The organism is Brachyspira pilosicoli (genome assembly GCF_036997485.1).
GTDB classification, from domain to species: domain Bacteria; phylum Spirochaetota; class Brachyspiria; order Brachyspirales; family Brachyspiraceae; genus Brachyspira; species Brachyspira pilosicoli_C.
Map to the genome: position 1 here is coordinate 702,384 of NZ_JAWLPU010000001.1, position 13,860 is coordinate 716,243.

The following is a 13,860-nucleotide window of genomic DNA, read 5'->3' on the forward strand; positions in this document are numbered from 1 at the left end:
AAATAAATTAATCAAAATCAATAATAAAACATATTTTTGTTTATTTTTTTAAAAAATAAAACAAAAAATATATTTTCTCAAAATAAGAAACAAAACATATTTTTTTATCAATATAAATATCTTAATATAGTAAAAATTTATTAAACATTTTTAAATTATACCGAGAAAATAAGGTAGTATAATATAAAAATAGGGGGAAGAATGTATAAATACACTATAGAAGGCTCTAAAAATATTAATGGAACAGTAAAAATTTCTGGTTCTAAAAACGCCTCACTTCCTCTTTTGGTAGCTTCTATACTCACTGACGAACCTATAACACTTCATAATGTACCAGATTTGGTTGATGTACAAGTATTAATAAATATATTAGAGCCGTTGGGAAAGAAAGTTGATTTTAAAAATAACACTACTGTAATAATATCTCAAAACGGCAAAAGCGATGAAGCTCCTTATAAGCTCGTAAAAAAAATGAGAGGCTCTATTATAGTGCTTGGACCATTACTTGCAAAACGCAAACATTGTAAGGTTTCCTACCCCGGCGGCTGTGCTTTTGGTCCAAGGCCAATAGATTTGCATCTGAAAGGAATGGAAGCATTAGGTGCTAAGATTGATATCACCGCCGGTTATATAGATGCCACTGTAAAAGATAATTTAGTAGGTGCTGATATAAACTTGTCTGGTAAAAATGGACCTACTGTTTTGGGTACAGATAATGTTATGATGGCTGCTACTTTAGCCAAAGGTACAACAATCATAAGAAATGCCGCAAGAGAGCCTGAATGCACTAACTTAGCAGAGTTATTAAAAGCTATGGGGGCAAAAATAGAAGGTATAGGAACTTCTACTCTCACAATAGAAGGCGTTGATTATTTGAAAGGTGTAGAGTTTGAAGTAATACCAGACAGAATAGAAACAGGTACTTTTTTAGCAATGGCTGCTGCAGGAAGAGGAAAATTAAAATTAGAAAATACTAATCCAGAACATTTAACTTATGTATTAGATTTGCTCTCTTCTATAGGCTGCGATATAAAAACAACAAAATCAACTATAGAAATAGATGCTTCAAATAAAGAATTAAAGCCTTTTGAAATAGAAACTCTTCCATACCCAGGCTTTCCAACAGATTTGCAGGCAATATTCACAACTTTAGCCTGCACAATAAAAGGCTCAAGCAAGATAAAAGAAACTATTTACCCAGACAGATTCAGCAATGTACCAGAATTAATTCGTATGGGTGCTGATATAGAATTATATGAGCCAAGCATTGTTGTAAATGGAGGAAATAAACTTTCTGGTGCCGATGTACAGGCTAGCGATTTGCGTGCAGGTGCTGCATTAGTTATTGCAGGTGCCGTAGCAGAGGGCATTACAGACCTTCACAGAATATACCATATAGAAAGAGGCTATGAAGACTTTGTAAGCAAATTAAACAAAATTAATATAAAAACAACAAAAGAAAATGATGATATATTATAAATAAAGGGGGATATATATAAATGGTTAGAGGAGTTTATACAGGCGCAAGCGGAATGATAGCAGAACAATACAGACTTGATGTTGTAGCTAATAATTTGGCTAATGTTGATAAACCTGGTTTTAAAAGAGATACTGCTACTTTCAAAGCTTTTCCAGAGATGATGGCAGCAAGAACTGAAGATGATGGAGTTGTAATATTTCCTCTTGGTTCTACAGATATAAGACCTTATGTTGGAAGACTTGGTACTGGTGTGGAAGTAAATGAAGTTTTTACAGAATGGGAGCAAGGCTCTTTAAGAGAGACTGGAAATCAGCTTGATATAGCTTTGGGCGATAAGGGGTTCTTTGCAGTTGAAACACCTCATGGCGAGAGATACACAAGAAACGGAAGCTTTTTAATTGACAAAGATAATTATCTCGTTACAAAACATGGATATAAAGTAATGGGTGAAAATGGTTATATACAAATAAAAACTAACAACTTCAATATAGACGAAGAAGGAAGAATCAGCATTAATAGAAGATATCAAGACAATGAAGACTTTGTTCAGTTTAATGATAATGAATGGGAAGATGAAGAAATACTTGATACTTTAAAAATAGTTCGCTTTGAAAATGAAAGATATCTTAAAAAAGAAGGAGAATCATTCTGGGTAGATACTGACATCAGCGGTCCTGCCTATATAGCTCAAAAAGGCGTAGACAGACCTAAAGTATTATCAAGATTCTTAGAAATGAGCAACGTTAACCCTATAAATGAAATGGTTAGAATGATAGAAGTTCAGCGTGCCTACGAATTAAACTCAAAAACTATATCAACTCATGATACATTAATAGGAAGAGTAGTTAATGAGGTTGGAAGAGTGTAAATTAATATTTTGATAAAAATTGTACGATAATGTATAATAGTATCTAAAATTATATAATATAAAAGGAATGGATTATTCTATGGCTGTGGATAAATATCAACAAAAAATTATATTCTCCCTAAAAATGCAGCTTATTTTTACATATATAATAATAAATTTGCCAATATGGTACCTTATACTATACTTTTTTGTATACAGTCATAAGATTCCTTTCTTCGGTATAAAAATAATAGCAACCGTATTTTCTGTAGTATCAATATTAAAATACTTCGATATATGGAAAAATGGATTAAATATACAAATAGCCAGAAAAACTATAAGGTTATTTACAGCAACTTCTATAATTAGCTCATTATTAGAAATAGTACTGTATAATATTTTCAATAAAGATGTTTTTATATATACATCTATTATAGCTATGATAGCATGTCTATTAATAAATGGAGGGGCAGTTTCTTTAACTTTACTTTCATTCAAAATAGCTACACTAAAATTAGATTTAGAAACTAATATTAATACATTCTATATCCCTATTACAACTAAAATTCTATATACTATCTATTTCTTCTTCTTCTCTGTTGTATTAGTATTCTTAATCTATTCAATCAACGTAAATGAAAACCTATATATCAATAACTATATTAATTCAACATTAAATGAAATAATAAAAATAGATGATAATATATATTCATTAAACAATAGTATAAAAAATGATTTAAATATCTATAATAGAGTTATTAATAATATTTACTCAAATAGATATACTCAAAATAGAAATATTTTAAAAACAGAAATAGAAAATAGATTATCTTATATAGATAGAATATCAAAAAACAATTATAAATCAATTTATATAAATATAGACAGAGAATTTTTAGATTCAAACCTACCATATTCAATAAGTATAACTAAAAGCACATCCTCTAATAGTAATACTTATACAGTAAGAACAGCGGATAGTTTAACTACACACCCTATATTAGAAAATAATGCTACAAGAAGAGATTTTTATAAATTAATAATAGTTAATGATAGAAATAATATTAATATATCTTCACATTATCCAATCACTTTAAATGATATTCAAGCTGGATATATAATATCAGATATAGATATCAATAACTATTACTCAAATATGATAACCAATACTTATCTCTCAGATTTATCATATATATATTATGATTTTAATACAAAAGAAATACTATTAAGTTCGGACTTAGGAAACAAATTAGAAAATGCTAATTTAATATTAAGAAGAAAATCTGCCGACTTAATGAAATATATTAATAATTTTGAAAATCAATTAAACAATAAATATTTCTATGTTCCCCCAATACTTAATATAGATGGAAGCAGGAATATGGTTATTATGTACTATATGAAAGATTTAGACATTATAGCTGTATATTATAAAGATCTTACAAGTATAATAAAGAGTTCTGCTATAGAAAGAGATATATCAATAATATTATCTATAGTTATAGTAATATTCTTAGTAGTTTCAGGTACTTATTTATATATTATAAGACAATTATTTAAGCCTATAGATTCAGCTACAGAATCTGCTAAAGGTCTTATAGGCGGTAAAGGTGATTTAAGAAAGAGAATATACTCTAAAAATAATGATGAAATTGGGGTATTAGTATATAATTTTAATTTATTTCTTAATGGGTTAGATAACATCATAGGAAATTTAAAAGCGGAAAGTAACAATGTATTTAATGAAATAAAGTTAATAGATAAAGCAATAGAGTCTAATGCTCAGATGGTAAATGATCAAAGTGCAAGTATTACACAAAATATAGCAAGTGTAAATAATATTATTAATTCTATCAAAAACGTTACAAACTCTTCAGAGCAGCAGAAACATGCATTCTCATCAGCTTCCATTGCTGTAGAAGAATTATTACAAACAATTTATAAAATAAGCGATAACATGGAAAAACAAGCCTCTGCTGTAGAGCAAACATCTTCTTCTATAGAAGAGATGATTTCCAACATTACAAGTGTGGCAAAAAGTATTACAAAAGCACACTCATTCTCCAAAAAATTGCTTATAGATGCTCATGACGGCGGCGACATGGTAGATGAAGTGATAGAAGCTGTTAGAGGTATTGAGGAGAGCTCTGACCAAATTAAAGAAATAGTTAACGTTATTCAAGGCATTGCTGAGCAAACAAACCTTTTGGCTATGAATGCAGCTATAGAAGCAGCACATGCCGGCGAACAAGGTAGAGGTTTCTCTGTGGTTGCTGATGAAATTAGATTGCTCGCAGAACACACAGCAGATAACACCAAAACCATTACAAACATTATCAAAACTATTACTAAAAGAATAGATGAAACAGTAGAGCTTGCAAATAACAGCGGAAAATCACTTGAAAATATACTTGATATGTCTGAAAATACTTCAAGGGTTGTTGCTGAAATTAATACTGCAAACAGTGAACTTGAAATAGGCGGAAGAGATATACTTGAAACTATTAAGCACTTAAATAATATTACTATGGGTGTTAAAGAAAATGTACGTGAGCAGATTAATAGCGGTGACGTGGTAGACAGCCAAATTACTTTGTTAGACCAAATTAATAAGGAAGTTGCTGAGATTATTCAAGCTAATAGTGTTGGAGCTGCTGAAGTTGTAAGCACTATGGCTTTCTTAAATGAATTATCCGTAAAAACTGCTAAAAGTAATCATGAATTCTTTATGGTTACAAGTAAATTAAGTGAAAGTTTTAATAAATTCCAATCTCTTATGTCTGGATTTATTACAAATGTTGATAATGTTGAAACTGAAAAACCTGATGATATCATACTTAATTTAGATACTGAAGAATTTAATACTAATGATATAGACATTAGCAAAATGAGTGAAACAGAAAATAAAATAGATATAGAAATAAAAGAATTAGAAGAAGAATTATCAAATAGTAAACATGATGCTTTTACTAAAGATGATAAAGTTCTTGAAACATTGAAAGAAGATTTTAAAAACCCTGATATGTTTTATTAATATACAAAAATATTATATTATTATATTAATTTTACTTTTTATCTAAAAATTAATTATATTTATTAATAATATATGTTTCACAATAACAATCATTATATGTATTGACAATAATAAATTAACATATATACTAAAATTTAGATATGCTTAGGAGATGAGATGTCTTTATGCAACAACATAGCAGAAATAGATTTAAAAGCATTAGAAAATAATATAAGAATAATTCGTTCTATGACAGGAAATATTAAATTACTCACAATAGTAAAAGCTAATGCTTATGGCCATGGGATTGTAGAAATATCTAAAGAGTTAGAAAAATTGAATGTGGATGCACTTGGAGTTGCTACTGTAGAAGAAGGTATAAAGATAAGAGAAAGTGGAATCAAAATACCAATAGTTATTTTATTTCAGCATTTTAGAAATGAATCAGAGTATGTATGCAGATATAATTTAACGCCGATTATAAGCAATGCCGAATGTTTAGATGATTATGATAAGTTTTTAAAAAAGAATGATAAAAAGTTAAAGTTGTATATCAAAGTAGATACTGGTCTAAACAGAATGGGAGTTAAACCAAAAGATGTGTTAAACTTAGCAAAAAAAGTTTTGTCATATAATACTTTAGAAATAGAAGGAATTAACACTCATTATGCTGCTTCGGATATGTTTGATGATGCTTCCAAGGAATTTACAGAAAATCAAATAAGAATTTTTAACGAGGTACTTAATAACTTAAAAACAAACGGCATAAAAATAAACAATGCTCATACTGCTAATTCTGCTGCATTGCTTTATTACAAAAATGCCTATTTTGATATGGTTAGAGCGGGGATAGTGGTTTACGGGTATACAGATAAACTGCATGACTTTGGATTTAAACCAATACTAAATTTAAAATCTAAAGTTATTCTAATTAGAAAAATAAAGAAAAATGAAACTGTTTCTTATGGTATGACATGGAAGGCCGATAAAGATACTAATATAGCCGTGATACCGATAGGATATGCAGACGGACTTTCAAGAAAGCTTTCTAATAATTGGGAAGTAAAAATAAATGGTAAATATTATCCTATAATAGGGAAGATATGCATGGATATTATGATGGCAGATATAGGCAATACAGATAATATAAAAGAAGAAGATGAGGTTTTAATATTTGGAGATGATGAGAAGCTTAATGCTAATACTATGGCAAAAAAAATAGAGAGTATAAGTCATGAGGTATTAGTACGTATTGGTGAAAGAGTTAAAAGAGTTTATAAAGATTAAAAAATCTTTTAGATAAAAATATTTTTCAAGGAGTACATCAAAATTTAAATAAACTACATAAAAAAGGAGATTATTATGGTTGATATGATAGCAAAAGTCAACGGCATTATTAATGGTTTTGTATGGGGACCTATAATGCTCACCCTATTGGTTGGAACTGGAATATTCTTAAGTATTAGAACTGGTTTCTTGCAAATTACACAAATACCTTTATGGGTAAAACATACTTTTGGTTCTTTAGCAAAAAAACAAGATGCTGATGATAATATTACCCCTTTTCAAGCGGTGAGCACAGCATTAGCAAGTACAGTTGGTACTGGAAACATTGCTGGGGTTACTACTGCAATAGTGGCAGGAGGACCTGGAGCTTTATTTTGGATGTGGTTTGCTGCTTTTTTTGGAATGGTTACAAAGTATTCTGAGGTTATATTAGCTGTTCATTATAGGGTTAAAGATGATTTAGGTCATCACCATGGCGGACCTATGTATTATATATCTAAAGGTGCTAATTTACCTTGGCTTGGAAGTATATTCGCTGCTTTTGCCGCTTTAGCTTGTTTTGGTGCTGGAAATATGACTCAAACTAATGCTATGGCAGCTGTTGTTTATCAAAATTTTGGAGTACCTAAAATTATTACAGGAATTGTTGTTGTTGCTTTAACTGCTGTTATAATAATAGGCGGTATTAGAAGAATTGCTACTGTTACAGAAAAGTTAGTTCCTGTTATGTGTGTTATATATTTAGTTGCTGGTATTATTATTTTAGCTTTAAATTTAGATAAAATTCCTCATGCTTTTCAAAGAATATTCTCTGAAGCTTTCAACTTAAAACAAGTCGGTGCTGGTTTCATGGGATATTCAATAATGATAGCTATGAAATTTGGTTTTGCAAGAGGCGTATTTTCAAATGAGGCTGGTTTAGGTACTGCTCCTATGGCTCATGGTGCAAGTAATTCTAAAAACCCTATAGAGCAAGGTTTATGGGGTATATTTGAAGTGCTTATAGATACTTTCTTTGTTTGTACTTTAACAGGACTTATGGCTATTATGTTCTTAGAGGCTAATCAAGGTACTAAATTAAACGGTGCTGAATTAATATCTGCTTCTTTTGGTGCTAACTTAGGACATGCTGGTTCTATAATACTTACTGTATCATTAATATTATTTGCTTTCTCAACTTTTGTTGGTTGGTCGCATTATGGAGTTGTTGCTTTAGGTTATCTCACTAAAAGAAATAAAATAGCTTCTTATGCTTATAGAATTATATTTTTAATTATTGGTATAATTGGTGCAGTTGCTCAATTAGATTTAATATGGTCTATAGCAGATACTTTAAATGGTCTTATGGCCATACCAAACTTAATAGGTCTTTTAATTTTATCTCCAAAAGTAGCTAAACTAACAAGAGATTATTTACAGGACCCTACTTCAACAATTATGAAAGACTAAAAACGATATAAAAAAATAAAAAAGCACTCGCTTAAAAAAGCGGGTGTTTTTTTATTTGAAGAAGAGTTAAAATGTTTGCACTTTCGCAAAGCATTCCTAAATATTGAAAACTTTGACGAAGTCCGCAAAGCGGACGAAGGAAGTGCCTGTGGGTGCGACTGAAAGGAGTCCTTCAGGGCGACTGAAAGAAGTACCTTCAGGTGCGTAGCTGCGGGAAAAGAACAACAAAATTGATAAAATCAATGTATTCTAAATATTTTTTAAGTTTATCAATTTTTGTTTTTAAATTTTATTATATTCGGGGGCTAGCCCCCGTACCCCCACTTCTTTTATTGGTATAAAAGAAGCAAAAGAACTATATTTTTTAGCTCAGATTTAGGTATTACGTTATATTTAATATATATTCATTACATATATAAATATATGATATTTATAAAGCTAAAACACTTGCACTTTTTGCAACTTTGACGAAGTCCGCACCGCGAAGGCGGGAAAAAGTTGAATAAAACAAAAATTTAAATTATAAAATATAGTTGTTTAACATATCCTAAAATAATTTAAGTTTTTAATTTGTTTTATTTTTTCGGGGACTAGTCCCCGTACCCCTACTTCTTTTGCGACCGAAGGAAGTGTTGAAAACTTTTAATAAATAAGATTTTAAAAAAATGTTAAACCTTTAAAGCACTATCCCCATTAGAATCTATTGCTACTATTAGCATCATGTCTTCAACATAAAGCTCTCTAATAGCCTCAGTACCTAAATCTTCAAAAGCTATTACTTTGCATCTCTTTACACAATGAGCCATGTATGCAGCAGCTCCTCCTATCGCACAAAAATATACAGCTCCATATTTTTTTATAGAGTCAATAACATCTTTAGACCTTGCACCTTTACCTATTGTAGATAAAACTCCTAATTCTGTAAGCTTTGGAGTGTAGGCGTCCATTCTATAGCTTGTTGTAGGTCCAACGCTTCCTATCACTTCATTTGGTTTATTTGGTGAAGGGCCTGCATAAAATATTGTTTTATTTTCTAAATCTAATGGCAACTTTTCTCCACTATTTATCATGTCTATTAATCTTTTATGTGCAGCATCTCTTGCAGTATATATATTGCCTGTTAAGCTTATCATGTCGCCTGCTTTTAATGTTGATAGTATTTCTTTTGTTAGAGGGGTGTTTATTTTTTTTATTTCCATAAAACCTAATACCTTAAAAATTTTTTATTAAACTATTTATAAAACAATTTCTCTGTGCCTTGTTGCATGACAGCCTGTACATACGCATACAGGAAGCGATGTTATATGAGTAGCATACATATTTATATGCACGCATAAAGCAGTAGTCTTTCCTCCAAAACCAGAAGGACCAATATTAATTTTATTTATTCCTTCAAGTAACTCTTCTTCAAGTTCTTGTAAACGTTCATCATCATTTTTTGAGCCCACCTCTCTAAGTAAAGCCCTCTTAGCAATATCAACGCATTTCTCCATATTACCTCCAATACCAATACCCACAATCATAGGAGGACAAGCATTAGCACCAGCAGTTTTTATTGTATCATAAACAAACTTTTTTATTCCATCTATTCCAGCAGAAGGAGGAAGCATAGCAACCTTCCCCATATTCTCACTTCCAAAACCTTTTGGTGCTACTATAATCTTTACTTTATCACCTTCAACTATATTATAATGAATAATAGCAGGAGTATTATCATTTGTGTTTTTTCTCTCTAATGGGTCATTTACAACAGACTTTCTTAAATAACCTTCTTTATATCCTATTGCAACACCTTTATTAATAGCATCTGTTAAACTGCCTCCTATAAAATGAACGTCCATTCCCACATCAACATATATAATAGCCATTCCTGTATCTTGACATATTGGCTTTAATTCTTCTTTGGCAATTTCTGAATTTTTTATAAGTACATCAAGTATATTTTTTGGAAGGCTTTCTTCTTCTTTTGCTAAAGATTTTTCTAATGCATTTTTTATATCATCGTTTAAATAAATATTAGAATCTATGCAAAGTTTAGCAACATTTTCTGTTATAACATTAACATCAATTTCTCTCATATATTTATGCCTATTAATAGTTTTTATATATGTATAATACAAAATAAAAATTTAATTGTCAATTTTAAAAGTAAATTTAAAATCTAAAAATAACTATTTAAATGTTTAGATAATGTTATAGCTAATATCCTAGGAATATATAAAAAGATAATACCAACATTTTAAATTAAACAATGCAGTTCTTTTGGTTCTTTTATACCAATAAAAGAACTGGGGTGCTACCCTAAGGGCACGCTTCGCATGGGGCAAAGCCCTGCAAATAATAAAAATAAAAAAAGTTAAAAATTTTCAGTATATTCTGAAATAAGTATATTTTGTTATATGATTTTTTTATTCAACTTTTTCCCGCAGCAAAAAGTTTTTACCCTCCGGGTACGCTTTGCGAAAAGTGCAAGTATATTTTGTCAAACCTATATGAATAATAAGTATAACTAGTACCCATAAATAATTAGAATAAAAAGAACTATAGTACTTAAAACAACTATTTTTTATGAATTTAATTATTGCAAAATAGAATAAATAATTTAATATTATATTATAAAATTATCAATTATATAATTGAGTACAAAAATGAAAGAATTATACAAATTAGATAATGCCGCAAAACTTTTTGTATCTATAAAAAATAAAAAAAATATTCCTATATTTAGAGTATCAGCTCTGCTAAAAGATAAAGTAAATGAAGCAACACTTCAAAATGCCTTAGACATCACAATGAAAAGATTTCCAACATTTGCTTTATCCATAAAAAAAGGATTGTTCTGGAACTACTTTGAAGAAAACAATAGAAGACTATTAGTTGAAGAAGAGAAATATTACCCTTGCTACAATATAAATTATAAACTCAATAATGGTTATTTGGTTAGAGTGGTTTATTATCAATATAGAATATCTGTAGAAGTTTTTCACTCTCTTGCAGATGCTACTGCTTTAATAAGTTTCCTAAAATCTCTGCTTTATCATTATCTCACATTATCTGGAAAACAAATTAACGACCCTAATGAAGATGTATTTAAAGACAGCATACACACAACTCGTGACTATGATGACAGCTTTAAAATGCATACACAAAATAAAAAGACAACAACAAAAGAAAAGAAAATTAAAAATGTTTATTTAATAAAAGGCAAGCAATTAAAAATATACGGAAACAATGTTGTTCATGGAATTGTTAGTGTAGAAAATATTAAAAAAGAAAGCAAAAAATATAATGTTACTATCACAGCCTACATCGCTTCGCTTTTGGCATACTCTATATATGAAGTAAAAATAAAAAATAGATTAGACGGCAAAAATATAGTAGTATGCATTCCTGTTAATCTAAGAACAATATTTCCTTCAATATCTTTAAAAAACTTTTTTGGTGTAATTAATATAAAAATAAACACTTCCAATAAACTAACCTTTGATGATATTATAAAAATAGTTTCTGATGAAATGAAAGAAAAACTTCAAAAAGAAAAATTAGAAAACTTTATTTATCAAAACACAAAATTAGAAAATAATATATTAACAAAATTTATTCCATTGTTTATAAAAAACTTTGTGGTTAATTTGGATTTTGAGTTATTTGAAGATAAATTAAAAACTCTCACATTATCAAACTTTGGAAATATTATTCTTCCACAAGACATGAAAGAATATATTAATCATTTTGAGGCTGTGGTTTATAATACAATAAATAGCCCTTTAAATGTAGGTTTATGCAGCTTTGATGACAAATTATCTGTTACATTCAATAGAACAATTATAGAAACAGATATTATAAAACACTTCTTTCAAAATATTTCAAAAGTTACAAAAACAGAAATTTATTCTAATGATTTTGGAGTGTAAAAAATGCCTTATTGCAATAATTGTAAATTAGAAATAAAAACAAACAAATGCCCATTATGTTTTAGTGAATTAGAAAATAAAAATACTTATAATGAAGAATATCCTTCTTATGATTGGTATTATAAAAAAATAAAAAAAGTTAATGCTAAAAAAATAGTTTCTTTAGTTGCTGTAAGTGCTGTCATCATTATAATGCTTGTTAATATATCAACTTCTTCAAAATATAATTGGGCTATGATATCTATAGTGTCTGTTACCTCTGCATATTTTACCTATATATGTTTTACAGCTTCAATATTTTATTTGAGGCAAAAATTATTAATAGAGTTTTTTATACTTCTTCCTTTAGTTATAATAATAGATATATTCAGCGGATTTTATAAATGGTCTTTTAATTATGTGATGCCTTTTTTATCGCTTGGCTTAAATCTTTCAATGCTTATAATAGGTATTATAGACCATAAATATTTTAATGAATATGTTTCTTATATAATTTCTGCTGCTTTTATATCTATGCTTATGATTGTTTTACCGCTATTTAATTTTCTATATTGGACTAGTTTGGCTGCTTTTGGTTCTGGTATAATTGTTATTCTTACTATGATTATATTATTTAGAAATGAGTTTATTTTATCTTTGAAAAAAATTTTTAATGCATAAAAAAATATTATATAAAAATATTAGGAGTTTTTGTATGGATAAAAAAATAAAAAAGACAAAAAAAAATAAAAACTTAATAAAAGAATATTTAAGCTATCCTGTAATGGCTATTAATTTTATTAAGGCAGATAAAAAAATTAAACCCGCTAAATTTAAATACGACAAAAACAAAAGACAATATATTTTATATTTCCCAGCACAATTAAAAGAAAATGAAAAACCAAAAAAACAATTAATAGTATATATACATGGAGGCGGCTGGAGAGAGGGAAGTGCTGATTTATATAGATTTGTTGGAAGGAGATTTGCTAAAGAAGGTTTTAATGCAATATTATTAGGTTATAGATTAAGCAAAAAAGCTAAATATCCAGCACAGATAGAAGATGTATTTAATGGTTTTAATAAAGCACTTTCTATATTAAAAGAAAAGAATATAGATTATTCTGATATAGTTGTAGTAGGTTCATCTGCAGGTGCTCATTTGGGAGCTTTACTTGTTTATAATAAAGATATGCAAAAAAAATATAATGTTGATATAAATAATTTTAAAGGATACATATCATTAGGAGGACCAACAGATTTAAACGTATGCACTAATGAAATTATCACACCAATGCTTAATCAGCTTTTTGAATGGAATTACAACAGAGATTTAGCAAACCCTTATAACTATATAGATGGCAGCGAAAAAAATAAAGTATTATGCATACACTCAGGATTAGACCCTATTTGCGATGTTCAAAACTCAATTAATTTTTCAAACAAAGTTAATAGTTTTAATGATGGTTTAGCTAAATGTATTGTGTTTGAAAACAAAGAAATTTATCATAACAATTTAGTTAACGGCATATTCTTTGAGACTATGGACAGCAACAATATAATGGACGAAGTTTTTAAGTGGATTGAAACATTATAAATAATATAAAATAAGAAAAAAATAATTTTTAAGTTTGTCAAAATATTTTTGACTTTTTTTATTTGTAGCGGCTTTGCCCCTGCGAAGCGTGCGCGTATGGTAGAACCAGCACTTCTTTTATTGATATAAAAGAACCTTATATCCTTCGGATACGCTTCGCGAAGAACTGCATTTTTTTAGATTAAAATAAATTTATTATTTTATACTAATACATATTCCAACATATAGAGTTAAGATGTTTGCACTTTTTGCAACTTTGACGAAGTCCGCAAAGCGAAGGCGGGAAAAAGTTGA

The 13,860-nt window shown here is 28.7% G+C and carries 10 protein-coding genes; 8 read left to right on the forward strand and 2 right to left on the reverse strand.

Annotated elements, in window-relative coordinates; all coding sequences use genetic code 11:
* Positions 1-201: 201 nt before the first annotated feature.
* The 5 genes from murA (at position 202) to R4I97_RS03120 (ending at position 8,076) form a co-directional block, all read left to right on the forward strand.
* The gene (murA, locus tag R4I97_RS03100) at positions 202-1,479 is read left to right on the forward strand and encodes a UDP-N-acetylglucosamine 1-carboxyvinyltransferase (RefSeq protein ID WP_335783637.1); all 1,278 of its coding nucleotides are present in this window, start codon (positions 202-204) and stop codon (positions 1,477-1,479) included.
* A gap of 20 nt (positions 1,480-1,499) precedes the next feature.
* Entirely contained in the window at positions 1,500-2,348 is an 849-nt protein-coding gene (gene flgF, locus R4I97_RS03105) for a flagellar basal-body rod protein FlgF (protein ID WP_219708570.1), read from the forward strand.
* 79 nt (positions 2,349-2,427) lie between these two features.
* A complete protein-coding gene (locus R4I97_RS03110; protein WP_335783638.1) occupies positions 2,428-5,361 on the forward strand; it encodes a methyl-accepting chemotaxis protein in 2,934 nt (977 codons plus the stop codon).
* Positions 5,362-5,517: 156 nt separating this feature from the next.
* Entirely contained in the window at positions 5,518-6,627 is a 1,110-nt protein-coding gene (gene alr / locus R4I97_RS03115) for an alanine racemase (RefSeq protein ID WP_335783639.1), read from the forward strand.
* A gap of 75 nt (positions 6,628-6,702) precedes the next feature.
* Positions 6,703-8,076, forward strand: a complete 1,374-nt coding sequence (locus R4I97_RS03120; protein WP_335783640.1) for a sodium:alanine symporter family protein — start codon at positions 6,703-6,705, stop codon at positions 8,074-8,076.
* 668 nt (positions 8,077-8,744) lie between these two features.
* On the opposite strand, the gene R4I97_RS03125 is transcribed toward R4I97_RS03120, so the two are convergent.
* Together R4I97_RS03125 and R4I97_RS03130 are read right to left on the reverse strand one after the other, a co-directional pair.
* Entirely contained in the window at positions 8,745-9,275 is a 531-nt protein-coding gene (locus tag R4I97_RS03125) for a Fe-S-containing hydro-lyase (protein ID WP_335783641.1), read from the reverse strand.
* 36 nt (positions 9,276-9,311) lie between these two features.
* Positions 9,312-10,154, reverse strand: a complete 843-nt coding sequence (locus tag R4I97_RS03130) for a fumarate hydratase (protein ID WP_335783642.1) — start codon at positions 10,152-10,154, stop codon at positions 9,312-9,314.
* Positions 10,155-10,724: 570 nt separating this feature from the next.
* Between R4I97_RS03130 and R4I97_RS03135 the strand changes: the two genes are divergently transcribed.
* From R4I97_RS03135 to R4I97_RS03145, 3 genes are read left to right on the forward strand one after another with little or no spacing between them, the layout of a single operon-like run.
* The gene (locus R4I97_RS03135) at positions 10,725-11,990 is read left to right on the forward strand and encodes an alcohol acetyltransferase (protein ID WP_335783643.1); all 1,266 of its coding nucleotides are present in this window, start codon (positions 10,725-10,727) and stop codon (positions 11,988-11,990) included.
* A gap of 3 nt (positions 11,991-11,993) precedes the next feature.
* On the forward strand, positions 11,994-12,650 hold the full coding sequence (locus R4I97_RS03140; protein ID WP_335783644.1) for a DUF6320 domain-containing protein: 657 nt from the start codon (positions 11,994-11,996) through the stop codon (positions 12,648-12,650).
* 34 nt (positions 12,651-12,684) lie between these two features.
* Positions 12,685-13,566: an alpha/beta hydrolase gene (locus tag R4I97_RS03145; protein WP_335783645.1), complete on the forward strand. Its 882-nt coding sequence runs from the start codon at positions 12,685-12,687 to the stop codon at positions 13,564-13,566.
* Positions 13,567-13,860 lie beyond the last annotated feature (294 nt).